The organism is Microcoleus sp. FACHB-1515 (assembly GCF_014696105.1).
Classification (GTDB): Bacteria; Cyanobacteriota; Cyanobacteriia; order Elainellales; family Elainellaceae; genus JAAUTJ01.
The window spans coordinates 42,502-66,057 of sequence record NZ_JACJPO010000010.1 but is presented as its reverse complement, the minus strand read 5'-3'; the positions used below and the strand labels follow the sequence as shown (position 1 = coordinate 66,057).

Below are 23,556 nucleotides of genomic sequence, written 5' to 3'. Positions count from 1 at the left end.
CTACCCCCGGTTACTGAGCCGCACAGCCTTGAGCCAGGCAAACTACGAGAATCGACTGAATCACCGCGTCCGATCGATACTCTTGCGTTTCGCGAAATTCGCCGTTTCCAGCAGGGTAAACTCCGGCGGTTTGCTGAGCGCCGTTTCCGGTTCCAAACGAAATGTTGTCAGCAGGCTGATGCTCAAAGCGGGCATATTCTCGCGATTCGTTTTGCGTGTTGTAGGACAAAATCGCTTTGCCATAAGCGGATTCTGCCTGCGCGATCGACACGCCCACGCCTACGCCTGCCGCCGTTTTGTAGCGCGGATTGGTCGTTAGCAAACCTTGAATCGGCAAATTTTCGTTCGGCTGCTGTCCAGCCAAATAGAGAATGTAGTACTGTATTTGTCCGTTTTGGCGCACGGCAATCGCATCAAAATCCACCATAAACGGAGCCTGCACCACAAATTCTGCCGACGTACCAAGAGTTTGCCGAAGCTGGGCGATCGTCATGCCCAACTGTGCCGCGCCGATGCCCGTTTCAGAAATGACGGCGGGCTGTTCGGCGGCTGCGGTCGGGCTTGGGGCGGGCGAACTTGCGCTTGCGGTTGGCGTAGAGTTCGCGGTTGTGGGAGCAGGCGACGCAGCAGATTCGGGTTCGGGTGTGGCGGTTGGTGCAGGCGCATTGCAGCCCGCCAGCAGCAGCGCAATCGCCACCAGTTGCACAGTGCGAAAATTCATGATTGTCCTACAGAGTCGGCGTCATCATTGGGATCGGGAACCGAAAGCGCAAGCTGATAGACTTGGCGGCGCGGCAAAGCGGCTTGCTGGGCAAGCTGACGACTCGCTTGCGATCGCGACAAGCCCTGCTGCAACAAGCGCTGAAGTTCGCTTTTGAGCGCAGCTTCCGACAGCAGCGGAACTGCGGCTTCTGCCCCGGCAACGAGGACGGTAAATTCGCCCATTGGTTCCCGATCGCCATAAGCCACGATCGCCTCGGCTAGGGTGCCGCGCCAAAATTCTTCAAACCGCTTGGTGAGTTCGCGAGCCAAAACGATCGATCGATTGTCGCCTAGTGTAGCAGCGAGATCGGTCAATGTCTGCTTTAGTCGGTGCGGCGCTTCATAGAGAACGATCGTGCGCGATTCGGACTGCAACGCTTCGAGTCGATCGCGGCGTTCCTGGCCTTTGGGCGGCAAAAAGCCTTCAAACACAAAGCGATCGCTGGGCAATCCACCCGCACTCAGAGCCGTAACGACCGCACTTGCACCGGGAATCGGCACAACGGCAAATCCCGCTTCGACGCAGGCGGCGACCAGTTCGTAACCCGGATCAGAAATTCCAGGCATTCCCGCATCGGTGACGAGGGCGATCGACTGTCCCTGTTGCAGCCGTGCGATCAGTTCCGCCAGCCGACTGTGGCGATTGTGGTCGTGATAGCTGATTTGTGGCGTCGCAATTTGGAAATGGGAAAGCAGTCCGCCCGTGTGCCTTGTGTCTTCTGCCGCAATCAGATCGACTTCTTTCAACACCTGCACGGCGCGAAACGTCATATCTTCCAAGTTGCCGATCGGCGTGCCGACGACATAAAGCGTTTGCGGTTGAATCTTCATGTCGAGCATCCTAGCGCAAGCAGACAAGCAGCGAAACGTCCAGATTCAAACGCGATCGCCACTCAAGCTTTATGATTGCTGTGAACTCAAAAATCGCTCACCTCTGACGCCCACCCCATTGCCATGACCGACAGCAGCTTACCGCCCCTGATCTTGCAAATGCTCGATCCTGCTTTTTATCCGCATCCCGTTCAGGAGCCGCTGCAACTGATTCAAACCCACGTTTCCTACGTGATCTTGACCGGAGAATACGCCTACAAAATCAAAAAACCCGTCAACTTTGGTTTTCTAGACTATTCCACCCTTGAACAGCGACGACACTATTGCGAAGAAGAACTGCGGCTCAACCGTCTCGGCGCAGCAGAGCTTTATCTCGAAGTGTTGCCCGTCAGCGAAAACGGCATCGATGGCGAGGGAGAACCGATCGAATATCTCGTCAAAATGCGCCAGTTCCCACAAGACACGCTGCTAATGGCAATGTTTGAGCGCGGCGAACTTAGCGAAGAACTGGTGATTGAACTTGCCAAAGCGATCGCCCGCTTCCATCGCAAAACCGCTACCAACGATTACATCCGCAGCTTCGGCAAAGTCGAACAGGTGCGCGAAGCGATCGATCAAAACTACGAGCAAACCGAAAAATACATCGGCATTGCCCAAACGCAGGAGCAATTTGACGACTGCCGCCAATACACCGATCGCTTATTTGCCGACTGTCAGCACTGGTTCGATCGCCGCATCGCTCAAGACAAAATTCGCGAATGTCATGGCGACATACACCTCAACAACATCGCCTACTGGAACGACCAGCTTCTTTTGTTTGACTGCATCGAATTCAACGAGCCGTTCCGCTTTGTCGATACGATGTTCGACGTGGCATACATTGTGCGCGACTTCGATTCGGGCGATCGCCAAGACCTGACAACGCTATTTCTCAACACCTATCTAGAGCAAACCGGAGACTGGGAAGGCTTGCAGGTTTTGCCCTTCTATGTGAATCGGCAAGCCTACGTCCGCGCTAAAATTCTGTCATTTTTGCTTGACGACCCGGCTATTCCCGCCAGCGACAAAGCCGGAATTCAAAAGCTCGCCGCCCGATTCTACCGTCAGGCATGGCGCTACTGTCAGCAGCAGCAAGGCTGCATCATCCTGATTTCCGGCTTGTCTGGCGCAGGCAAAAGTACGACGGCTCGCACTTTGGCAAAGCAGCTTAACGCGATTCACCTGCGATCGGACGCGGTTCGCAAACACTTGGGCGGCATTTCGGTCGAGGATCGCGGCGATGCCAGCCTCTACACGCCGGAAATGCACGAGAAAACCTACGATCGCCTGCTGGAGCTTGGCCTACTGCTGGCCGAATCCGGCTACACCGTGATTCTCGATGCTAAATACGATCGCCAACACTACCGCCAAGCCGCGATCGAACAAGCCAAATCTCACGACATGCCGCTGCAAATTCTCTTCTGCGATGCTCCGGCTGAGGTGCGGCGCGATCGCGTTGCCCAACGCACAGGCGACATTGCTGATGCGACGGTTGATCTGTTGCCGCAGCAGGAATTTGATCCGTTTACCGAGACAGAGCAATCCTATGTGCAAGTGCTGGACACGACGCAGGCGATCGATCCGCAGCTTGCCAGCTTGATAAAAACATCTTTTTGAGATGACGATCGCTCTATCTCATTAGGAAGAAGCATTCCTCTGACGGTCTTTTTACGATCGAAAAAATCGGCTAACTGAATCCATGAACGCCACATCGATCGCTGGCTCAATCTCAAGCTGTCAGGGGAACTTATGCACATTCATCATCTCAATTGCGGCTGCATGTGTCCGATCGGCGGAGCGCTATTTGATGGCTTCAGTCGCGGCTTCACGGCTCATCTAGTTTGCCACTGTTTACTCATTGAAACCAATCAGGGATTAGTGTTAGTTGATACGGGGTTTGGACTGCGCGATGTGCGATCGCCTTATTCGCGGCTCAGTCCTTTCTTTGTTCACTTCAATAACATTCAATTTGAATCGAAATATACGGCGATCGAGCAAGTTGAAAAGCTTGGGTTTTCTGCTCAAGATGTGCGTCATATTGTGCTGACACATCTAGATTTTGATCATGCAGGTGGACTGGAAGATTTTCCCGAAGCAACCGTGCATGTGATGCAAAGCGAAGTAGAAGCGAGTCGCGATCGCCAAGGTTTTATTGCTCACCGACGCTATCGGCCTAAGCAGTGGGATGAAGTGAAAAACTGGAAGTTCTATGCAGCAGGCGGTGAACCCTGGTTTGGCTTTGAAGCAGTTCGCGATCTGGCCGGATTGCCTCCTGAAATTTTGCTCATTCCGCTTGCTGGACATACAAAAGGTCACGCAGGCGTGGCGATTCAAACCTCAGAAGGATGGCTGCTGCACGCAGGCGATGCTTATTTCTATCGCGAGGAAATGCATCCGTCTGAACCAAACTGCACACCCGGACTCCGCGCCTATCAACGACTGATGGAAGTCGATCGCCCGACGCGATTATTCAATCAAAATCGACTACGACAGCTCAATCGCGATCGCGAGGAGGTTCGCTTATTTTGCAGTCACGATGCAATCGAGTTCAAGACATTGGCCGATCGATTGAATCGTGTTTCGCAAACATCCAAGCGCTGATTGATTCACGTAGTAGCTACTTACAAATAGGTCAATAAAGTTGATGCGATCGCCGTCAGCGGCACGATCGCATCAACTTGAGTCGCAGCGATTGCAGCATCCGGCATGACGGGACTTTCGGCAGTTGAAGGGTCTTGCACAATTACCCGTCCGCCTTTTGTTTTGATGGCAGCGGCTCCCTGTGCGCCATCTTGATTGGCTCCCGTTAGAATGATGCCAATGACGCGATCGCCATAGGCATCGGCGGCAGATTCAAACAGCACATCGATCGAAGGCCGAGCATAGCAAACAGGCTCATCTGTCGTCAGCGTAAAATAGCCAAATTCCACCAGTAGATGATAGTCAGCCGGAGCAAGATAGATCGTTCCGGGCGCAATTTCGTCTTTGTCTTCGACTTCGCGAATGGGCAGCGGAATTAGCGGTTGCAGATAGCTTGCTAAAGTCGTTTGTGATTCTTTGTGACGATGCTGCACGATCGCGATCGGGACAGAAAAAGCAGGTGGCAGTTTACCTAAGATTAGCTTGAGAGCAGAAAAACCGCCGAGTGATGCGCCAATCACAACCAGTTTCACTGTCACTAATTCAACCTCCGATACAGCTTTTCGCCTCGCTGAATCTCCTCATAGTATTGCTCATAAGCCGACAGCCGCAAGGATTCCTGTTTCCCTAATCCCAAGATGCCAAACTTACATAGACTCTCATAAAAAAGTTGATGAACACGCTTTTGCAAAATGCGATCGAAGTAGATCATCACGTTTCGACAGATGATCACATTAAACTCATTAAATGAGCCGTCAGTCGCGAGATTATGTTGAGAAAAGACGATGTTTTCCTTCAAGCTCGATCGAAACATTGCGTTTCCATAGGCTGCCGTGTAGTATTCCGAAAACGATCGCTTGCCGCCTGCCTTGATATAAAGCTGTGTGTATCCTTGCAGCAAATCGATCGGATAGATGCCGTTTTTTGCCTGCTGCAAAACCAGTTCATTCGTGTCAGTGGCGTAAATTCGGCAGCGATGATAGAGATTTTCTTCTTGCAGCAAAATCGCCATCGAATACACTTCTTGTCCGGTCGAACAGCCTGCGTGCCAAATCCGAATGTAGGGATAAGTCCGCAGTAAAGGTACGACTTGCTGACGAAAGGCAAGAAAAAAACTAGGGTCGCGAAACATTGAAGTAACGTTGACGGTTAGCCCCAACAAAAGTCGCTGAAGACAGTCGCCATCGTGCAACACTTGATTTTGCAGTGCGGAAATCGTCGGCAAGTTCTCGTTCTGTAAAACGCGCCGAATCCGTCGCTTGAGTGAAGAAAGTGCATAGTGGCGAAAATCAAACCCGTAGTAGCGATAGACGCCCTCAAGCAATAGCTGAATTTCGATATCTTCAAGGCTGGGTTTGAGCGCAAGCATCTGCGTTTTGCGATCGCTGATCGAGGACAGCATAGATTGAGTTTAGAAAGATTTTTATAAAAAATCGAGCAGTCTCTCGCCTGCAACCATAACGATCGAGGCAATTTGAACAAGAAATGCGAAGCCGAATGCAATGGACGATCGGTAGAAATTCAGCAAGCAAATTGCTTGCTGAAAATCAATTGACTTCTACTTTAAATTAAGGTAAATCTTTAAAGCTTGTTAGGAAACTATCATAAGTGCCAAGTGCGATCGCGCTTTCTCTCTCTTTTGCCCTATGCCCGACCATAGAGCCAAACGCGCAGCAGTGAAAGGAGCTGTTCGGTATCGACGGGCTTGGTGATGTAGTCAGATGCTCCAGCTTCAAGGCACTTTTCGCGATCGCCCTGCATGGCTTTGGCTGTCAGTGCAATGATGGGAAGCGATCGAAACGAGTCTTGTTCACGAATGGCGCGAGTCGTTTCATAGCCGTCCATCTCTGGCATCATCACGTCCATCAAAACGACATTCACGTCGGGATGATTTTGCAGCGCGGCGATTCCATCCCGTCCATTTTCCGCATAAAGCACCTGCATTTGATAGCGTTCTAACAAGCTGGTGAGCGCAAAGATATTGCGGACATCATCATCAACAATCAAAACTTTCTTGCCAGCCAAAACGGGATCATTTTGATGTAGCTGTTCAAGAATTTGGCGCTTGGGTTTTGGCAGATTGGCCTGAACGCGATGCAGAAACAAAGCTGTTTCATCGAGCAGTCGTTCGGGCGACTGCACATCTTTGACGATGATTGTTTCTGCTAATCGTTTGAGTTCGGTTTCTTCCTGTCTCGACAGTTCTTTTCCGGTGTAAACAATGATCGGCAAAGGCGGCGCACCTTGGCGCTCGACCACCCGTTTAATCTGCTCCATTAAATCAAAACCGCTCATGTCGGGCAGTCCCAAATCGAGAACGACACAATCAAATTGTCGTGCTTCAAGCATGGCTAATGCTTCGACTCCGCTACCGACAGCGGTACTTTCTACATCACCATTGCCAATCAGTTCCACAATGCTTTGCGCTTGAATGGAATCGTCTTCAATAATCAAAAGCTGGCGCACTTGTCGATCGACAAATCCTTTGATGTCGTTTAGCGCTTGTGTTAACGCTTCGGGTGAAACAGGCTTTTGCAGAAAAGCGATCGCGCCCTGCTGCAAACCGCGCTGCTGCGCTTCATCAACCGAAAGGATGTGAACGGGAATGTGGCGCGTCTGCGGATCGTGCTTGAGGCGATCGAGGACTGCCCAACCGTCCATATCTGGCAGGCGCAAATCGAGCATGATCGCGTCCGGCTTAAACTGTCGTGTCAGCGCGAGAGCCGGATTGCCGCGCAGCGTGACAATGCCCTTGAAGCCGTTTTGTCGCGCCATGCCCAGCAGGATTCTGGCAAAATTCACGTCATCTTCGACAATCAGCAGCGTCCGATCGCCCACGCGAACCGAGTCGCGATCGTCTGGTACTTCTGGAAACGCCTGTGCAATGATTGGTTCCGGTTCCGGCGGAGCAGGCGGTTTCTCACGAGGCGTAGCAATCAGCGGCACTTCTGGCGCAGGTTGAGCGGCAGCGACTGCGGGCGGCAAGGCAGGCGTGTTCAGCGGCAGATACAAGGTGAAGGTGCTGCCTTGTCCGGGCTGGCTGGCAATTTCGATCGCTCCACCCAAAAGCTGAGCGAGTTCTCGACTAATCGACAGTCCTAAGCCTGTGCCGCCGTATTTGCGACTGGTTGTACCATCGGCTTGCTGGAAGGCTTCAAAAATAATTTTTTGCTTTTCGGCAGGAATGCCAATTCCAGTATCGGTTACAGCAAACGCGATCGCATCGCTCATCAATCCATTCAGCGGATGTTGAGTTGCAAAAATTTTCAGCGTCACGCCGCCTTTATCGGTAAATTTGAACGCATTGGAAAGTAGATTTTTGAGAATTTGCTGTAGGCGTTTGGCGTCGGTTTGAAGCGTACTGGGCAAGTTGGGATCGATCGACACGGTGAACGACAAGTTTTTATTTTGAGCGACCTGCTCGAAGGTGCGATCGAGATGTCCTTTCAGTTCCACAAACGGCATTGGCTCGACATTCAACGTCATCATTCCAGACTCAATCTTCGCAAGATCAAGAATGTCGTTAATCAATTCCAGCAAATCGGTTCCTGCTGAATAAATTGTGCGGCTGTATTCCATTTGCTTGTCGCTCAAGTTGCCTTCGCCATTTTCAGAAAGCAGCTTGGCAAGAATCAGCAAGCTATTGAGCGGCGTTCTGAGTTCGTGACTCATATTTGCCAAAAATTCCGACTTGTATTTAGAACTGAGGGCAAGCTGTTCGGCTTTGTCTGCTAGCGCGACGCGAGCAAGTTCAATCTCAACGTTCTTCCGCTCAACTTCCTGCTTTTGATTTGAAAGTAGCTCGGCTTTCTCTTCCAGTTCAGTATTCAACTGCTGCAATTCTTCGTTCGTTTGCTGCAATTCTTCCTGCTGTTCTTTTAGCAGTGCTTCAGACGCTTGTAAAGCTCCCGCTTGCTCTTCTAAACGACGATTGCTTTCGACCAATTCTTCTTGCTGATGCTGCAATTCAACGGCTAAGTGCTGCGCTTGTTCAAGCAGTTGAGCGTTGCGAACATCAAAGGCGATCGTATTCAAAACGACACCAATACTTTCTGTCACCTGGTCGAGAAATTCAAGCTGAATCGGCGTAAATCGCTTTAACGAGGCAAGTTCTAGAACCGCTACAACTTCTTTTTCAAATAGGACAGGCAGCACAACAATGTTCAGCGGTGGCGCGGCTCCTAGGCCAGACGAAACGCGAATATAGTCGCCTGGGACATCGGTTAACAGAATGCGCTGTTTCTCGATCGCACACTGTCCCACCAGGCTTTCGCCCAAGTGAAACTCATTGGATAGCTGCCGTCGTTCCTGATAGGCATAGCTCGCCAGCATTCGCAGAACGGGCGGATCTGCTTCGGCATCCATGATGTAGAAAACGCCGTGCTGTGCATTCACCAGCGGCACAATTTCTGATAGGATGCGCTGACTAATCGCCAGGCGATCGCGCCGACCCTGCAAAATTCGCGAAAGCTCAGCTAAATTTGACTTCAACCAGTTTTGCGCTTCGCTGCGATCGGTCGTTTGTTGCAGGCGATCGATCATGTCATTAAAGGTTTTTACCAGCGATCCAATTTCGTCCCGTCGATCTTCATAAACAGGAATTCGCGTTGTTAGATCGCCCTCGCCGACGCGATCGGCCACTTCAGAAATGCGATGCAAAGGACGTGAAATGTTGCGGCTTAAAGCATAGCCAATCATGCCGATCAGCAAGCAGTAAATCGGAAATCCAAGGCGGATGCTGTCGATCGTTTGCTGGGCTGCCACATCTGTTTGACCACTGCGCTCAGCGAGCAATCTTTGCTCTTCGGCCTCCATTTCACCGATAACCGTGCGGATGTTTTCAGCGAGATCGCGGATTTGCTGACGGCGAGCAGCGGGGCGGGCATTAATTGCAGCCACTCCCCCTTGTCGCGTTAAAACAATATTTTCTTCAAAAACCTCAATGCGTTCATCAATTAGTAGCTGTAATCGATCGAGGTTCTGCTGCTGAACAGAGTTATCTACCGTTAATCGCCGCAAATCATTGATGTTTTGCCGCAGTTCGCGCAAAGCTGCCTCATGGGGAGGTAAAAAAGAATCATCTCTAGTGATGATGAAGGCGCGACTATTAGATTCAGCCGTGACAATTTGCGTTTCTAAATCTTGAAGTTCAGCTAGCACCTCATAGGTGTGCGACTGCTGCGCTGATCGACTCACAAGCTGCTTCGTGTTGCGATAGGCAAGCGCGGCAATGACCGCAAAAATTCCTAACCCTAAGGCAAAACTCAACGCAATTTTTGTGCCAATTTTCAATCGACTCAGCATGACCACTGGAGAACCGCAAGACGCTATTCCTCATCTTGCCACAGCCATTTGGTTGATTTGGAAGATTTGACCTGGTGACGCACAAAGCTGGCCGTATTTTGAAATATGGCAGCAGCTCAAAGGGCAGATGTGTTTCGATCGCATAAGCCTGTAATCTGAATAAGAAACTTAGTCAAAATGGAACTCGTCTTGTTTCAAGACCTGAAACCGATCGCCTCTGTCGCTGATTCTTGAGCCACAATAACCTCGATGCTCAAGCGGTTTGCTGCTGATTTTGCCTTTATTTCTTGATCTTCCTGATCTCTTATGCCATCCACCGCCAAGCTGCCGCATCCCAATTCCCTGGAGCAACTGCCGCTCGCCAATTCGCCTGATCCCACTCAGTTGAACAACATCAAAGCTCAGCTTGATCTGGTGCTGCTGGCGCTAGAGGCTCTGGCGGGAATCGGCTCAGAGGCAATGCTTCAGGCGGCGGAAGACCTCAACCTCACCGAAATGGTGGGCGATCGCGTGGCGCTGTGGCGGCTGCGGCAGGCAAGTCCCCTACGCAAAGGGCAAGGACGCAAGCGGATGGATGTTGAGGAAGCGCGATCGCTCGTGTTGATCTGCGCGCATCTGGCAAAACAGCATCAAGAACTTGTCCGCCGCGCCGTCGCTTTGCTTGAGCAGTTGACCGAACAGCATCGCCCGCCGCATCAGGCCGCACTGCTAGGCGACTATCTCGATCGCTTCAGCAACACCTACCAAGAGCGCATGGAGGAAGGGGAGTCGGCCAATCCCGATGAACTGACGCATCTTGCCCTCAAACTGCTGATTGACCTGTTGTTCTATGGTTCAGCGAACGGAGCACGCAGGCTTTGGCTGGCCCTGCTCGATCGCACACGCAGCTAGTTGGAATTTGAAGCACCCGCTATGTTTAATTCTGTTTCCCGTCGCTATACGCCGCCAACTTGCACCCTGGAAGTTTCCGGTCGCCAGTCTGCCCTGTCGCGCTGGAGCGATCGATCGCTGGTGAAGCAGGTGCAGTTTCAGCTCAGCTTTGATGACCCGACCTTGCCGAGCGATCGCCAAGTGCGCTTGCAGGGAGACGGCGCACAGCTTGAAGCGCTGTCGGAAGCCGTCAGCGCTTATGTGCAGTCGTTTCTGTCGCAATCGACTTTGCCGCTGACAGGCGTAAACGGCAATAGCGCAACGGCAATGGCTGAGCGAGCCGCTTTAACCGTCCTTCAGCCTGTGGAAGCTCCGCCTCCGGGTGCGATCGATGCGGGCGTTCACCTGCGGCCAAACGGTTTGGTGTCGCATGAACTGCATTTAGGCGAGCTGGCAACCCCCGAAACGGGTGGGATGATTCGTCTGAGTGCTGTGCAGCTTGCGGATCTGGCGGATGCGCTGGATGCTTATCGTCAAGAGGCTGCTACTTTGCCGACTTTGGAGCGATCGCGCTGGTCGCCGCGCCGAAGCTGGTTGCCGATCGCGGCGGGAACCGTGCTGGCGATCGGGCTGGGAACGACGCTGTTGCGCTTTGTCAATGACGTTTCGGCTCCGGTGCAAACGGCAGCGTCCGATGAAAATTCAGAAGTAGCCTCTGCACCTGCCACCGTGCCAACTGCACCCACTGCCCCGCCAACCGTGACGGTTTCTCCTGGCTCAGAATTTGCTTCACCAAAGCCGCTCGTCTTGCCGCCGCCTCCGCCTGCTGGAGCAACGCTGCCGGGCACTGCTGTTCCTGTGCCGCGCCAAGCACCTGCGCGTCCCACAACGCCGACTCGTCCGACGACGCCTGCGCGTCCACAGCAGTCTGCACCGCGATCGGTGCCGCCTTTGCCGTCGATCGCGGTTGTGCCAAGGTCACAGCCACAAACGCAAATTCCGACGCAGCCGCTGCCAAGCGATCCGCCTGCGTCGATCGCAACTGCACCCGAAGCGGCCAGAACTGCTCAGCCGCCCGCTGTGTCTGCACCGTCTGCCAACCAAGGTTCGACCCTCCAAAGTCCAACGGCGTTTGATACGATTCCGCAGGTGGCTGAGGCGCGAGACTATTTCACGCAGCGCTGGCAGCCACCCGAAGGTTTGACGCAAACGCTGGAATATCGACTGCAAATTGCCGCTGATGGAACGATCGCGCAAATCACGCCGCTCGGTCAGGCGGCAGGCAACTTTGTCGATCGCACCCAAATCCCCCTGGTAGGTGAACCGTTTGTTGCACCGCTTGCTTCGGCTGAAAGTGCTCAAATTCGCTTGGTTCTCAGTCCTGATGGTCGGGTGAGGACGTTTTTGGAATCGGTGAACTAGTCGATCGATCGAGAACTTACCCATAAAATATGAAGGAAGCAGTTTAGGGTTGGTTTCGGAGGGTCGATTTCGGCATGTTGCAGCGCAAGCAGGACGAGTCGCAACTGCTGCGGCGAAGCTTGATGATTTCGAGTTTTGCTGCGGCAAGTTTGATGATTGCCGTGCAGTGGCACGGGGATACTAGTCCGCTGCCTGCTGCGGCTGAGCCGATCGTGACGAATGCGCGATCGCCCAAAGGGGCGTCGGCCTCACGAGTGGCACGATCGCCGCAGGCGGTGCAAAGTCGCCTCCTGGTGGATTTGAGCGATCGCAGCGTGACGCTGTTTCGGCGCGGAAAGGCGATCGCGGAGTACCCGATCGCGGTGGGGCAAGAAGGTTGGGAGACGCCGACGGGAACGTTTACGGTTGAAGATAAGCATCCCGATCCGGAGTGGGAGCATCCGATTACGGGTGAAGTGGTTCCGGCTGGGGCGGATAATCCGCTGGGGTCGCGCTGGATTGGCTTTTGGACGGATGGAATTAATCAAATTGGCTTTCATGGCACGAATCAGGCGGAACTGATTGGGCTGGCGGTTTCGCATGGGTGCATTCGGATGATGAATGCGGATATTGAGGAGATGTATGAGCAGGTGGAGGTGGGGACGACGGTGGTGGTTCGTCCTTAGCGATCGAGTGACGAGCGATCGCTTTAATCCTTTGTGGCTGAAATTTCGGTTGCGGATGGATCGATTGCCCTTTAAATTGCTCTCGGTTTTCCGAGCCAGTGGAGGCTAGGGCCACCCCTCCTCCACACCTCCAACCCCGACCAAAGGGTTCCACCCTCTGGACTCCCAAAGGGGTTGCTCGTGTGTGACAATGTGCGCCACATCGGTGTGCCGTCCGCGTCTCTCGCTTCCGAGCCGACACCCGATCGCCCTTCACCGCGCCGCTTCGATCGCCTCTAGCAATTTCTCGTCCGGCAAGCCTTCCCAGTCTTTTGGCAGCTTGACGCGCACCGATTGTGCACCGCCGCTGGGGGTGCAGACGACCCAGTAGGCATCTTCACCTTTGACTTTGGCGGCGTCTTGGTGTTCTTCGTCTTGGGAGAGGCCGGAGAAAGCCTGTACGCAAGTCCAGGTGGTTCCGTCTGCGTCGGTGACTTCGCGTTCCATTGGTGAATCGGTGAAGGGACGATCGCTATTTTCCCAGGTCTGTTCGATCGCTAACTCTGCCGCAGGGGAGTTCTGCGGCTGCCAGCGATACTGGCGCAGGTTGACTTTGTCGTTGGTGAATTCAATGCCTTCGGCTTCGAGGCGCGATCGCTGCAAGTCATCGTTGCCCATCCGCCAAGGCGATTGCGAGATTTCACCTTTGGCGTTGATCACACGATGCCAAGGAATGTCATCGTCGGGCGCACGGAACAGCGCATATCCGACCAGTCGCGCTTGTCCGGGAAGGTTGGCGAGTTCGGCAATTTGGCCGTAGGTGGCAACTTGACCGTAGGGAATGAGTCGAACGACGGCATAAATTTGGTCATAGCTTGACATTCGCTTTGCTTGCGCCTTTTTTTCTTGTAGCGTTCTTCTTGTAGCATTACCGACGATCGAGAAACCAAGCATGACTGATTATCCGCGTGATCTAGTGGGCTATGGGCGCAATCCGCCGCATCCAAACTGGCCGAATCAGGCGCGAGTGGCCGTGCAGTTTGTGATCAATTATGAGGAAGGCGGCGAATCGAGCATTTTGCACGGCGATCGCGCTTCCGAAACGTTTCTATCAGAAATTGTCGGTGCAGAACCGCTGCTGGGACTGCGCCACATGAACATGGAGTCTTGCTATGACTATGGCAGTCGGGCGGGCTTTTGGCGGCTGCATCGCATGTTTTGCACTCGACAAATTCCCGTTACGGTTTACGGTGTGGCGATGGCGCTCGATCGCAATCCGGAAGCAGTCGCGGCGATGCTCGAAGCCGATTGGGAAATTGCCAGTCACGGCTATCGCTGGATCGACTACAAGTATTTTGGTGAAACCGAAGAGCGCGAGCATTTGCAAAGGGCGATCGAGATTCACACTCGCGTTACCGGATCGCGTCCTTTGGGCTGGTATACAGGACGCAACAGCCGCCACACCCGCCGCTTGGTGGTCGAGGAAGGTGGATTTCTCTATGATGCCGACAGCTATGCGGACGATTTGCCTTACTGGGATATTGAGTTTGGTCGCCCGCATCTGATCATTCCCTACACGCTCGACAACAACGATATGCGCTTCGCCACCACGCAAGGCTTCAATTCCGGCGACCAGTTTTTTGCCTACCTGCGCGATGCCTTTGATGTGCTGTATGCCGAAGGAGAAACCGCCCCAAAAATGATGAGCGTTGGCCTCCACTGCCGACTGGTCGGACGACCGGGACGCGCCGCCGCCCTTGCTCGCTTTTTAGACTATGTGCAGGGGTTCGATCGCGTTTGGCTCTGCCGTCGCCTCGACATCGCTCGCCACTGGCACGAAAAACACCCGTTTCAGTAAGAAACACAAGATCTTGTGTGTTTACGAAGTCATGCACACCGGCTATCCGCGATTTCAAATTGGTATACGCATCCGCTCAAAGCACGATCGCCGCGCCGCGATTGCGAAATCGAATCAGCTTCACGCCCCACTGCGGATTTCGCAACAGCGTTTGCCGCAAACTGCCAAACAGTGCGGTCTGCTCGCAGCTTGAAAGCGAAGTGAACTGCCGTTTGGAATCCGCCGCGAGTCGAAAATCAATGATGACTTCTCCATTGGGGCGACGAATGACGCGATAGCCGCTGATGGTGAAATCACCATTTTGCTGATCGGCCAGCACTTTGCCAACGGCAGCTTCCATCGATCGATCCTTCGGCAAAGCCACCGTTTCTGACTGGAACCACTGACACTGAAGATCCAGTCGATAAATTTTGACGTTCTCAGTGTTGGCAGCAGGTGCGGCAGGACTCGATCGCAAGCTGGGCGTTGGGCTGGCGGCTGGAAGCGTGGGAGATTCGATCGCTCCCGCATCGCTTACTTGATCGGACGAAGGCAGTGGCGCGATCGAACAACTGCTCAACCCAATCAGCAACAGCGCCAACCAACCCTGAGAAAATCGCGTCACAGCCACCCTCTATAATTTCTTTGCAGCCTTTGCATCCGACACTCGATCGCAAGCGATCGAAAGGAAACCTCGACACCCGTATGGTGACTACAGCCTGGAATCGCCGCCACGTCATTTCGCTGGCCGACTTTACGCCAGCCGAATACGACACTGTTCTGCAAACTGCCGCCAGTTTCCGGGAAGTTCTATCGCGCCGCACCAAGAAAGTTCCGACCTTGCAGGGTCAGGTTGTGGCAAATTTATTTTTTGAATCTTCGACGCGCACCCGCAGCAGCTTTGAGCTAGCCGCCAAACGCCTCTCCGCCGATACGCTCAACTTTGCCGCTGCCACCTCCTCGCTCACCAAGGGTGAAACGATTCTTGATACGGCCAAAACCTATCTGGCAATGGGAACAGACTTGATGGTGATTCGCCATCGTGAAGCCGGAGTGCCGCTGGCGATCGCCCAAGAAATGGACAGGCTTGACTCAAAAGTCGGCGTTCTCAATGCGGGCGACGGTCAGCACGAACATCCCTCCCAAGCCCTGCTCGATCTGTTCACGATTTGCACGCTGCTCGACCCCGATCGCCCCCGCCTCTCGCTTTTGGCAGGCAAAAAAATTGCGATCGTCGGTGACATTCTCCATTCGCGTGTTGCGCGATCGAACATTTGGAGCCTCACCGCCAGCGGAGCCGAAGTTCATCTCGCCGCTCCGCCGACCCTGCTGCCCAGGGTATTTGCTGAATTTGTCAGTGAGGCTTCGGCTTCCCAAAAGCTATTCATCCACTGGTCGATCGATCCCGCTCTTGAAAACGCCGATTTCGTCATGACCTTGCGGCTTCAGCATGAACGCATGACGCAAAATTTGCTGCCCAGCTTGCGCGAATATCATCAACAGTTTGGAATCACGCGCGATCGCCTCCACCAGTGCCAGCCCAATGTAAAACTTCTTCATCCTGGCCCGACCAATCGCGGCGTTGAAATTAGCTCGGATCTGATGGACGACCCGCAGTTCAGCTTAATTTCGCAGCAGGTGACAAGCGGCGTGGCCGTTCGCATGGCGCTTCTCTACCTAATGGGCAGCGGCAACACGTAGGGGCACGGCGTGCCCCTACTTCCTACCGAAGCGGAATACCCTGTGATTCTGCGTCTGCACCCTCGGTCGAAACGTTCGATCGCGGCGTGGTCGGAATGGGTTGAGAGGACGGCACAAAGCTGGGGCGCAAGTTGCGGGGTCGATCGCCTGCTTGGATGCAGCTACTCAGCGCTCCGATGCCAGTTGTAGCAGTCGATCGCGCCAAGCCGACGACGCAGTTTCCATAGCGGCGGGGAAGCAAGCTGCGGCGACAGCTATCGAGGATGTCGGTTTCGGCGGTGTCGGTTGTGGCAGCGCGAACATCCACAACGCAATCGGCAAGTTCCAGCGGGCGGCGCACTTGCCGACAGCCTGCCACGATCGCCTCTGGCTGCAATTCCGTGTTGTTGTACAGGTCGATCGCGCAATCTCCAATCTGGCGCGGTGCAAGCGCAGCAGAACAAGCAGCAGCGGCTTCTGCTTCAGAGATGCCTGTCGAAAGCAAATTTGTCGCGCAGGAAAAATAGTCGGCCTCGCGAGCACGATATTCCGAATCGCGTCCGAGAATTCCAAAATCGATCGAAGCTTGGGCAGGCGCGATCGGCAGCGAGGCGAGCAGCGTTGCACAGGCGATCGGCCAAAGGCGAAGCGGAGAATAAGGCATAGGAAACGTCAATATACAAAGGTGAAATTCGATTCGGGCTGATGGGACGATCGCCAGCAGTTGAATCTGGGCTAATTCTGCCCCAGTTTAGGCGATCTGCAAAGCGGGTGCAACGACCAGCGTTTTAACTTGCTAGAACGACAATTGCGGCGGTGTTCAAGGCAAACCACCGGGCATCATTTCAACCGAAATCTTCTGCTTTAATCGCGGCTCAGCCCTACCAATCAGCAGCAAATTAACTATTATTATCATTCACATTTCATGATCAAAACGTTGGCTTCGATCGCCTCCTAATCTTCATCGCAAGCAAGCAGCTTGAATCGTGTAGAATTTGCAGCTTGACGATCGCGCAATCTTTTTTTCGCTTTCACAAATGCTTAGCAGCAAAACTTAAAATAACCTCGATCAATCGATCGTCAGCGATAAACCACAAACGGATGTATTATGAGCGTCGTTGTCAGGTTGAAACCGTTTAGAACAAAAGGGAACCGATGGTAACTTACAAAATGATTCGTGGCACGAATCGAGACGATACACGACGCGGCGGACGCGAAGCCGACAAAATCTTTGGCTTGGCCGGAGACGATCGCCTGTTTGGAAGCGGCGGCGATGATTGGCTGTTGGGCGGCACAGATGACGACTATCTGGAAGGCAACGCGGGCAACGATCGGCTTGATGGTGGCGCAGGCGAAGACACGCTCTCTGGCGGCAAAGGTGATGACTACTACGTTCTGACGCAGGGCGATGAGGTTGGCGGCGAGGATCAAAGCGGCGGCGTAGACACGCTGCAAGCGAACTACAGCATCACCCTCCCTCAATTTTTCGAGAACGTTGTTCTCGTCGGCAATCAGTCCATCAACGCCACAGGCAACGACGTCAACAACACGCTAATCGGCAATCGCGGCTCAAATCGGCTCGATGGTGGCAGAGGCCGCGACCTGTTGCAGGGCGGCCTAGGCAACGACAGCTACGGCGTGGACAATCCGGGCGATCGCGTCGTTGAAGCCACTGATGAAGGCGACGACACGATTTTCACAGTGGTCAACTATTCGCTGGAAAATGCTTCCAACGTGGAAAATTTAGTGCTGGTTGGCAACGCCTTCAGCGGCACAGGCAACAATTTGAACAACGAAATTACGGGCAGCAGACGCTCTGATAATCTGTTTGGCTTGGGCGGCGATGATGAACTGACAGGCGGCGATGGAGATGACAATCTTGATGGCGGAGCCGGAAACGATCGCCTGACCGGAAACGGCGGCGATGATGTGCTTGTGGGCGGAGCCGGAGACGATGAATTTGTGTTTGATGGCCTCACGAATGGAAGCACTTATCGGCTCACCGATTTCCGCAGCGGAGTTGATACGATCGTGTTGAACAAAGACACATTCAGACAAATCCAGTCACAATCGGGTGGCAGAGGCTTCAGCCGCAGCAGCGAGTTTGACGTGGTAGATAGCATTGAAGATGTGCAGCGGGGAAGTGCCGTGATTACCTATGTAGAAGACATTGGACGGCTGTACTATCGCTTTGATTTGCGTAGCGGTAGAAGCGTGCTATTTGCAACGCTACAAAACACGCCGAACCTATCAGCAAACGATTTCAAAATTGAATCTTAAGGAGGCTTTTTTGTCCGAAACCGCCTTGTCCAAAATTACCCTTCAGGTGACGGGTGCATCCGATCGACTCGATCGCTATCTGGCCGACCAACTGCCGGACTGGTCGCGATCGCGCCTGCAAAGATTGGTTGAACAAGGACAAGTGATGCTCAACGGTGAAGTTTGCACGTCCAAAAAAGCTACCGTCCAAACAGGCGATTCGATTCACCTGACGATTCCCGCAGCCGAACCGCTTGACCTGCTACCCGAATCCATTCCGCTCGATATTCTCTACGAAGACGACGAACTGATCATTCTCAACAAACCTGCTGGACTCGTCGTCCATCCCGCCCCCGGTCACGAATCTGGTACGCTCGTTCACGCCCTCCTTGCCCACTGTCCGAATCTCAAAGGCATTGGCGGCGTACAGCGTCCCGGCATTGTACATCGGCTGGATAAAGACACCAGCGGCGCGATCGCCATTGCCAAAACCGATCACGCGCATCAGCACCTCCAAGCCCAACTCAAAGCAAAAACGGCTGGACGTGAATATTGGGCGATCGTCTACGGTTCACCCCAGGCAAACAGCGGGACGATCGACCTGCCGATTGGACGGCATCCCGTCGATCGAAAAAAGATGGCGATCGTCCCGATTGAAAAAGGTGGCAGGCGAGCCGTCACACATTGGGAAGTTTTGGAACGGTTGGGAAATTACAGCCTGAACAAGTTTGTGCTGGAGACGGGACGGACACATCAAATTCGCGTTCACTCGGCGCAGATGGGGCATCCGATCGTCGGTGATCCGGTTTATGGGTCGGGAAGATCGATCGGCGTGAATCTCACAGGTCAAGCATTACATGCTTACAAGCTACGGTTGCAGCATCCCTCCAGGGGGGAATGGGTGGAGGCGATCGCCCCACTTCCACAAGAATTTCTCAAGCTATTGCGGGTTCTTCGGCAACGCAACGCTTCACAAATTGAGAAATAACAAAATTTCTGTGAAAGAATCTTTACAAAATTGTCTTTCTTCTCAGAATCGACAAGATGCGGTTTTTGCTATGCACCATCGAGTTTTTAGCGAATTCTTAAGAGAATCTATAGATAAACCAGCGTTGTGCTAGTAGGTATAAAGACTTGTACTGCTGTAACTAAATATTGCAGGATTAACAGTGAGTTAAGCCTTGAAACGCCCATTGCAGCTAGCTTTGCGGGGTATGTCTGTCGCAAGAAATACACTTCACAACTTGTAACAAAATATCGCTTTGTCGCATTGTATAAAGAGATTCGGAAGGGTTGAGATGACAAACAAAAGTTGAATAACCGTTGATTTACCGAATTTCCGCTTTCTCATACAATTGTGAAATTCTCTCAGATTTACAAAAGTCCATATAGCCCTGTCTTCACGGCTGGTGGATTTCTGAGAATGGGTAGTCAACCTGATATTCGCTGTTTGCTCGATCGACGCCCTCGAACGCTGCTGGTGAAAGCAGCAAATGACTGGTTAGCTGAACTCCAGTTTTATAAACCGAACTCAACCAAGCAAGTAGGAGATTGAGTCAATGTTAGATGCATTCGCCAAGGTGGTTTCGCAAGCCGACTCGAAAGGTGAATTCCTCAGCAGCAGCCAATTTGATGCGCTGAGCAACATGATCAAAGAAGGCAACAAGCGCATCGATGCCGTCAACCGCATCAGCACCAATGCTTCCTCGATCGTGGCTGACGCTGCTCGTTCGCTGTTTGAAGAGCAGCCCCAACTGATCGCTCCCGGTGGAAACGCCTACACCAACCGTCGCATGGCCGCTTGCTTGCGCGACATGGAAATCATCTTGCGCTATGTCACCTACGCTTTGATGGCGGGTGATGCCAGCGTTCTTGACGATCGCTGCCTCAACGGTCTGCGCGAAACCTATCAAGCCCTCGGCGTTCCTGGTGGTTCGACCGCTGCTGGCGTCTCGAAGATGAAGGAAATCGCGATCGGCATCGCCAACGATCCCGACGCTCCTGGCATCGTGCGTGGCGATTGTGCCGCCGTCATGTCGGAACTGGCAAGCTACTTCGATCGCGCAGCTTCGGCTGTTGCCTAGTTTTTGCCCAAGCTTTTGCTTGAGGGTCTGTGTGTAACGACAAATTTTAGGGAGAGAAACCGAACATGAAAACGCCGATTACCGAAGCGATCGCCGCAGCAGATACCCAAGGTCGTTTCCTTGGCAACACCGAACTTCAAGCCGCCAACGGTCGCTTTGAGCAAGCCGTTGCAGGTTTGGAAGCCGCTCGCGTTCTGACCCAAAAGGCTCAGCAACTGATTGACGGTGCAGCCAACGCGGTGTACCAAAAGTTCCCCTACACCACTCAAATGCAGGGACCTCAGTACGCCGCTGACTCGCGTGGCAAATCCAAGTGCGCTCGCGACATCGGCCACTACCTCCGCATGGTCACGTACTGCTTGATCGCAGGCGGCACGGGTCCGATGGATGAGTACCTGATCGCTGGCTTGGATGAAATCAACCGCGCATTCGAGCTTTCGCCCTCGTGGTACGTTGAAGCTCTGAAGCACATCAAGAGCAATCACGGTCTGAGCGGCCAAGCTGCCAACCAAGCAAACACCTACATCGACTACGCCATCAACGCCCTGAGCTAATTGCTTAGTGCGGTGCCCGGAAGAATCAGCGAGTGTTGGCGGCTAAAAGCTAACAGTTGCTTATTTTTCCGGGCATTGTTTTATCCCAGGTTTATCTGAGTTTCGATCGATGGGTTGAAATTATATTCGCTGTGTTAGGGGAAGCAAGATGACCACTTTAATGGCGCACAATCTGGCCGCAGCCGGATCGCTCGGTCTCGAAGCCTTCGACGAAGGATCGAGAATTGAACTTCGCCCGGACTGGACAGAAGACGATCTGCAAACGGTGTTTCGTGCCGTCTATAAGCAGGTTTTGGGCAACGACTATGTGATGAAGGCCGAACGCTTGACCAGTGCCGAATCGCTGCTGCGGCAGGGCAGCATTTCGGTTCGCGATTTTGTCCGCGCTGTCGCCAAGTCAGACCTGTACAAAAACAAATTTTTCTATCGCAATTCAAATCAGCGCTTTGTTGAACTGAATTTCAAACATCTGCTCGGTCGTCCGCCGCAAGACGAACGCGAATGGGCATACCACACCGGACTGGTGGAAGAGCAAGGCTTTGATGCTGAAATCGATTCGCACCTGGATAGCGAAGAATACACGCAAGCTTTTGGCAACAACGTGGTTCCCTACTATCGCGGCTTCCAGGTGAAAGCCGGATCGCGCACAACGGACTTTACGCGGATGTTCCGTCTGTATCGTGGCTATGCGAGCAGTGACAGAGGCACGATCGGCGGCATCAACCCGCGCCTGACTCGCGAACTCGGTCAAAACTCGGTTTCCAACATCAGCCGACCGTCGGGTGACAGCGGCGGAAGCTGGCGTCATGCTGGCATTCCGTCTGACGTGGCTCCCCGCAAAGCGCTGGGCGGCACGAATGAAGAGAGCGGTCGGATGTTCCGCCTGGAAGTGACGGGAATTTTGCAGCCCGGATATCCGAAAGTCCGTCGCAGCAGCACGGCGATCCTGGTTCCCTATGAGAAGCTGTCTCAGAAGATGCAGGAGATTGTGAAGAAGGGCGGTCGGATTGTCAGCGTTAGCCGCGCATAACGCAGGGGCGAAGCATTCGGGAAACTATTTTGGTCTGGTTACCGAAGAATGATTTCCCGAATGCTTCGCCCGTACATTGCAGGGGGGCGATCGCCAATTGCGATCGAAAATCATTTTCAAAATTTGCCCCAAATTTTTCAAAAATTTTGATTCTCAGGAGCCAAATATGTTTGGTCAAGCTTCGCTGGGCAGCAGCCGGCTGAATAGCGCGGACAATCGCATGTTCCGCTATGAAGTCGAAGGAATGCGCCAGACCTATGAAAACGACCAGCTTAGCTACCCGATTCGCAGCAGCGGCAGCTTCTATGTCACCGTGCCCTATTCGCGGATGAACGAAGAAATGCAGCGGATTTTGCGAATGGGCGGCAAAATCGTCAGCATCCAGCCGCTCACCCTGGACGGCGACGGCGGCGCGAAGCAGCAGGCCGCCACTGCTCAGCAAAATCTTGAAGCCAAAGGCAAGAGTAAAGCCACCGAAGCTCAGCAAACGACTGAGGCCAAAAGCGAAGGCTAGACGCGATCGATCCACCAAAACACAGGAGAGTTAGTTCATGTTTGGTCAAACAACAGTGGGAACGGGTGGTTTGTCTTCGGATGCCAGCCGTGTTTTTCGTTTTGAGGTGACAGGTCTGCGGCAAAATTCCGTCAACGACCAAAACAGCTACGACATCCGCCGCAGCGGCAGCGTGTTTCTGACGGTTCCCTACGATCGCATGAGTGAGGAAATGCAGCGAATCGGACGCATGGGCGGCAAAATCGTCAACATCGAACCCCTGACCGCCGACAGCGCCAAGGGCTGATGATGGAACCGTCCGAGGAGTACGCCGCGCCGCTCACCGAACCGGACGCGATCGCCAACCTCAAATCCCCGGATCTGAGTTTGCGCTATTACGCCGCTTGGTGGCTGGGCAAAAATCGCACTCAAAGTCCAGACGCGATCGCCTCGCTGATTGCCGCTTTGGACGACGAGGACGATCGCACCGAACTGGGCGGCTATCCGCTGCGTCGGAATGCGGCCAGAGCATTGGGCAAACTGGGCGATCGATCTGCCGTTCCCGGACTGATTCGATCGCTCGACTGTCCCGACTTCTACGTCCGCGAAGCCGCTGCTCAATCGCTGGAACTGCTGCGCGACCCGTCTGCCACGCCAGCCTTGATGAAGCTGCTCGAAGGCGGCGTTGCAAGCGCGATGCCGATTCCCGGTCGTCCGCATTTGGCCGAACCGTATGAGTCGGTGATGGAGGCGTTAGGCGCGATTGGTGCATCCGAAGCGGTTTCCTTGGTCGAGCCGTTTTTGCAGCATCCAATTCCCCGCGTGCAGTTCGCCGCGACGAGAGCAATGTATCAGCTAACCGGAAATGAAATGTACGGTGATCGCTTGGTGCAGGCTTTGGCAGAAGGCGACGTGAAGCAAAAGCGAATAGTGCTGGCGGATTTGGGCGCGATCGGCTATTTGCCCGCTGCCGAAGCGATCGCCTGCAGCGATGCCGAAAACAGCTTCAAACTGCTTGCCCTCAAAGGACTGATCGAATCTCACGCCGCCGAGCCGCTTTCCACCGACTCGATTCGCGTACTCAACCTGATGGACACGCTGCTGTGA

Annotated in this window: 25 protein-coding genes; 17 read left to right on the top strand and 8 right to left on the bottom strand. The window is 53.5% G+C overall.

What is annotated here, in order from left to right:
- Positions 1–10: 10 nt before the first annotated feature.
- Positions 11–721: a hypothetical protein gene (locus H6F67_RS01465; protein WP_190762603.1), complete on the bottom strand. Its 711-nt coding sequence runs from the start codon at positions 719–721 to the stop codon at positions 11–13.
- Positions 718–1,593, bottom strand: coding sequence for a 16S rRNA (cytidine(1402)-2'-O)-methyltransferase (rsmI, locus tag H6F67_RS01460; protein ID WP_199304184.1), 876 nt, complete (start codon positions 1,591–1,593; stop codon positions 718–720). Before rsmI ends, H6F67_RS01465 begins: the two co-directional genes overlap by 4 nt.
- A gap of 304 nt (positions 1,594–1,897) precedes the next feature.
- Here rsmI and H6F67_RS28440 point away from each other — a divergent pair, with 304 nt between their 5' ends.
- The 3 genes from H6F67_RS28440 to H6F67_RS01450 all read left to right on the top strand — a co-directional run bounded on the left by H6F67_RS28440 (position 1,898) and on the right by H6F67_RS01450 (position 4,233).
- Positions 1,898–2,065, top strand: coding sequence for a hypothetical protein (locus tag H6F67_RS28440; protein WP_396797474.1), 168 nt, complete (start codon positions 1,898–1,900; stop codon positions 2,063–2,065).
- Complete coding sequence (locus H6F67_RS01455; protein ID WP_396797496.1) at positions 2,035–3,249, top strand: AAA family ATPase; 1,215 nt, start codon at positions 2,035–2,037, stop codon at positions 3,247–3,249. The genes H6F67_RS28440 and H6F67_RS01455 overlap by 31 nt, the downstream gene beginning before the upstream one ends.
- A 132-nt stretch (positions 3,250–3,381) precedes the next feature.
- Positions 3,382–4,233 carry an MBL fold metallo-hydrolase gene (locus H6F67_RS01450; protein ID WP_190762597.1) on the top strand — a complete coding sequence of 284 codons (852 nt, stop codon included), beginning with the start codon at positions 3,382–3,384 and terminating at the stop codon, positions 4,231–4,233.
- 20 nt (positions 4,234–4,253) lie between these two features.
- On the opposite strand, the gene H6F67_RS01445 is transcribed toward H6F67_RS01450, so the two are convergent.
- From H6F67_RS01445 to H6F67_RS01435, 3 genes are all read right to left on the bottom strand, one after another.
- The gene (locus H6F67_RS01445; RefSeq protein ID WP_190762595.1) at positions 4,254–4,811 is read right to left on the bottom strand and encodes a chemotaxis protein CheB; all 558 of its coding nucleotides are present in this window, start codon (positions 4,809–4,811) and stop codon (positions 4,254–4,256) included.
- Positions 4,811–5,674 carry a protein-glutamate O-methyltransferase CheR gene (locus H6F67_RS01440; protein ID WP_242020442.1) on the bottom strand — a complete coding sequence of 288 codons (864 nt, stop codon included), beginning with the start codon at positions 5,672–5,674 and terminating at the stop codon, positions 4,811–4,813. The genes H6F67_RS01445 and H6F67_RS01440 overlap by 1 nt, the downstream gene beginning before the upstream one ends.
- Before the next feature lie 242 nt (positions 5,675–5,916).
- Positions 5,917–9,576 (bottom strand): response regulator, encoded by a 3,660-nt coding sequence (locus H6F67_RS01435; protein ID WP_190762593.1) that lies wholly within the window; start codon positions 9,574–9,576, stop codon positions 5,917–5,919.
- 306 nt (positions 9,577–9,882) lie between these two features.
- Between H6F67_RS01435 and H6F67_RS01430 the strand changes: the two genes are divergently transcribed.
- The 3 genes from H6F67_RS01430 to H6F67_RS01420 all read left to right on the top strand — a co-directional run bounded on the left by H6F67_RS01430 (position 9,883) and on the right by H6F67_RS01420 (position 12,533).
- Positions 9,883–10,467, top strand: coding sequence for a DUF3038 domain-containing protein (locus tag H6F67_RS01430; protein ID WP_190762590.1), 585 nt, complete (start codon positions 9,883–9,885; stop codon positions 10,465–10,467).
- A 21-nt stretch (positions 10,468–10,488) separates the two neighbouring features.
- Entirely contained in the window at positions 10,489–11,868 is a 1,380-nt protein-coding gene (locus tag H6F67_RS01425; protein ID WP_190762588.1) for a DUF4335 domain-containing protein, read from the top strand.
- Between the two features lie 74 nt (positions 11,869–11,942).
- Entirely contained in the window at positions 11,943–12,533 is a 591-nt protein-coding gene (locus H6F67_RS01420; RefSeq protein WP_242020441.1) for a L,D-transpeptidase, read from the top strand.
- Between the two features lie 252 nt (positions 12,534–12,785).
- Here the strand turns inward: H6F67_RS01420 and H6F67_RS27560 are convergent, their stop codons facing one another.
- Complete coding sequence (locus H6F67_RS27560) at positions 12,786–13,394, bottom strand: MGMT family protein (RefSeq protein WP_242020440.1); 609 nt, start codon at positions 13,392–13,394, stop codon at positions 12,786–12,788.
- 70 nt (positions 13,395–13,464) lie between these two features.
- On the opposite strand from H6F67_RS27560, the gene puuE reads away from it, so the two are divergent.
- The gene (puuE, locus tag H6F67_RS01405) at positions 13,465–14,370 is read left to right on the top strand and encodes an allantoinase PuuE (RefSeq protein WP_190762587.1); all 906 of its coding nucleotides are present in this window, start codon (positions 13,465–13,467) and stop codon (positions 14,368–14,370) included.
- Between the two features lie 76 nt (positions 14,371–14,446).
- Here puuE and H6F67_RS01400 read toward each other — a convergent pair whose 3' ends face one another.
- A complete protein-coding gene (locus H6F67_RS01400; protein WP_190762585.1) occupies positions 14,447–14,974 on the bottom strand; it encodes a hypothetical protein in 528 nt (175 codons plus the stop codon).
- An 80-nt stretch (positions 14,975–15,054) separates the two neighbouring features.
- Here H6F67_RS01400 and H6F67_RS01395 point away from each other — a divergent pair, with 80 nt between their 5' ends.
- Positions 15,055–16,050, top strand: a complete 996-nt coding sequence (locus tag H6F67_RS01395) for an aspartate carbamoyltransferase catalytic subunit (RefSeq protein ID WP_190762744.1) — start codon at positions 15,055–15,057, stop codon at positions 16,048–16,050.
- A 22-nt stretch (positions 16,051–16,072) separates the two neighbouring features.
- Here the strand turns inward: H6F67_RS01395 and H6F67_RS01390 are convergent, their stop codons facing one another.
- Positions 16,073–16,693, bottom strand: a complete 621-nt coding sequence (locus H6F67_RS01390) for a hypothetical protein (RefSeq protein WP_190762583.1) — start codon at positions 16,691–16,693, stop codon at positions 16,073–16,075.
- A 491-nt stretch (positions 16,694–17,184) separates the two neighbouring features.
- Here H6F67_RS01390 and H6F67_RS01385 point away from each other — a divergent pair, with 491 nt between their 5' ends.
- From H6F67_RS01385 to H6F67_RS01350, 9 genes are all read left to right on the top strand, one after another.
- A complete protein-coding gene (locus tag H6F67_RS01385; protein WP_190762582.1) occupies positions 17,185–18,309 on the top strand; it encodes a calcium-binding protein in 1,125 nt (374 codons plus the stop codon).
- Between the two features lie 10 nt (positions 18,310–18,319).
- A complete protein-coding gene (locus H6F67_RS01380) occupies positions 18,320–19,276 on the top strand; it encodes an RluA family pseudouridine synthase (protein WP_396797469.1) in 957 nt (318 codons plus the stop codon).
- 435 nt (positions 19,277–19,711) lie between these two features.
- Entirely contained in the window at positions 19,712–19,843 is a 132-nt protein-coding gene (locus H6F67_RS28010; protein WP_277874544.1) for a hypothetical protein, read from the top strand.
- A gap of 4 nt (positions 19,844–19,847) precedes the next feature.
- Positions 19,848–20,372, top strand: a complete 525-nt coding sequence (locus tag H6F67_RS01375) for a phycocyanin subunit beta (protein WP_190762581.1) — start codon at positions 19,848–19,850, stop codon at positions 20,370–20,372.
- Between the two features lie 65 nt (positions 20,373–20,437).
- Positions 20,438–20,926, top strand: a complete 489-nt coding sequence (gene cpcA, locus H6F67_RS01370; RefSeq protein ID WP_190762579.1) for a phycocyanin subunit alpha — start codon at positions 20,438–20,440, stop codon at positions 20,924–20,926.
- A 148-nt stretch (positions 20,927–21,074) separates the two neighbouring features.
- On the top strand, positions 21,075–21,956 hold the full coding sequence (locus H6F67_RS01365) for a phycobilisome linker polypeptide (RefSeq protein ID WP_190762577.1): 882 nt from the start codon (positions 21,075–21,077) through the stop codon (positions 21,954–21,956).
- Positions 21,957–22,122: 166 nt separating this feature from the next.
- On the top strand, positions 22,123–22,470 hold the full coding sequence (locus H6F67_RS01360; protein ID WP_190762575.1) for a phycobilisome linker polypeptide: 348 nt from the start codon (positions 22,123–22,125) through the stop codon (positions 22,468–22,470).
- Positions 22,471–22,507: 37 nt separating this feature from the next.
- On the top strand, positions 22,508–22,756 hold the full coding sequence (locus H6F67_RS01355; protein ID WP_190762573.1) for a phycobilisome linker polypeptide: 249 nt from the start codon (positions 22,508–22,510) through the stop codon (positions 22,754–22,756).
- A complete protein-coding gene (locus H6F67_RS01350; RefSeq protein WP_190762571.1) occupies positions 22,756–23,556 on the top strand; it encodes a HEAT repeat domain-containing protein in 801 nt (266 codons plus the stop codon). The genes H6F67_RS01355 and H6F67_RS01350 overlap by 1 nt, the downstream gene beginning before the upstream one ends.

Coding starts and splice junctions, on each gene's coding strand:
- H6F67_RS01430 (WP_190762590.1), top strand. CDS start 9,883: ATGCCATCCACCGCCAAGCTGCCGCATCCCAATTCCCTGGAGCAACTG.
- H6F67_RS01385 (WP_190762582.1), top strand. CDS start 17,185: ATGGTAACTTACAAAATGATTCGTGGCACGAATCGAGACGATACACGA.
- H6F67_RS01440 (WP_242020442.1), bottom strand. CDS start 5,674: ATGCTGTCCTCGATCAGCGATCGCAAAACGCAGATGCTTGCGCTCAAA.
- H6F67_RS01465 (WP_190762603.1), bottom strand. CDS start 721: ATGAATTTTCGCACTGTGCAACTGGTGGCGATTGCGCTGCTGCTGGCG.
- H6F67_RS28010 (WP_277874544.1), top strand. CDS start 19,712: ATGGGTAGTCAACCTGATATTCGCTGTTTGCTCGATCGACGCCCTCGA.
- H6F67_RS01360 (WP_190762575.1), top strand. CDS start 22,123: ATGTTTGGTCAAGCTTCGCTGGGCAGCAGCCGGCTGAATAGCGCGGAC.
- H6F67_RS01450 (WP_190762597.1), top strand. CDS start 3,382: ATGCACATTCATCATCTCAATTGCGGCTGCATGTGTCCGATCGGCGGA.
- H6F67_RS01375 (WP_190762581.1), top strand. CDS start 19,848: ATGTTAGATGCATTCGCCAAGGTGGTTTCGCAAGCCGACTCGAAAGGT.
- H6F67_RS01365 (WP_190762577.1), top strand. CDS start 21,075: ATGACCACTTTAATGGCGCACAATCTGGCCGCAGCCGGATCGCTCGGT.
- H6F67_RS01455 (WP_396797496.1), top strand. CDS start 2,035: ATGCGCCAGTTCCCACAAGACACGCTGCTAATGGCAATGTTTGAGCGC.
- H6F67_RS01435 (WP_190762593.1), bottom strand. CDS start 9,576: ATGCTGAGTCGATTGAAAATTGGCACAAAAATTGCGTTGAGTTTTGCC.
- H6F67_RS01350 (WP_190762571.1), top strand. CDS start 22,756: ATGATGGAACCGTCCGAGGAGTACGCCGCGCCGCTCACCGAACCGGAC.
- H6F67_RS27560 (WP_242020440.1), bottom strand. CDS start 13,394: ATGTCAAGCTATGACCAAATTTATGCCGTCGTTCGACTCATTCCCTAC.
- rsmI (WP_199304184.1), bottom strand. CDS start 1,593: ATGAAGATTCAACCGCAAACGCTTTATGTCGTCGGCACGCCGATCGGC.
- H6F67_RS01425 (WP_190762588.1), top strand. CDS start 10,489: ATGTTTAATTCTGTTTCCCGTCGCTATACGCCGCCAACTTGCACCCTG.
- H6F67_RS01355 (WP_190762573.1), top strand. CDS start 22,508: ATGTTTGGTCAAACAACAGTGGGAACGGGTGGTTTGTCTTCGGATGCC.
- H6F67_RS01395 (WP_190762744.1), top strand. CDS start 15,055: ATGGTGACTACAGCCTGGAATCGCCGCCACGTCATTTCGCTGGCCGAC.
- H6F67_RS01390 (WP_190762583.1), bottom strand. CDS start 16,693: ATGCCTTATTCTCCGCTTCGCCTTTGGCCGATCGCCTGTGCAACGCTG.
- cpcA (WP_190762579.1), top strand. CDS start 20,438: ATGAAAACGCCGATTACCGAAGCGATCGCCGCAGCAGATACCCAAGGT.
- puuE (WP_190762587.1), top strand. CDS start 13,465: ATGACTGATTATCCGCGTGATCTAGTGGGCTATGGGCGCAATCCGCCG.
- H6F67_RS01420 (WP_242020441.1), top strand. CDS start 11,943: ATGTTGCAGCGCAAGCAGGACGAGTCGCAACTGCTGCGGCGAAGCTTG.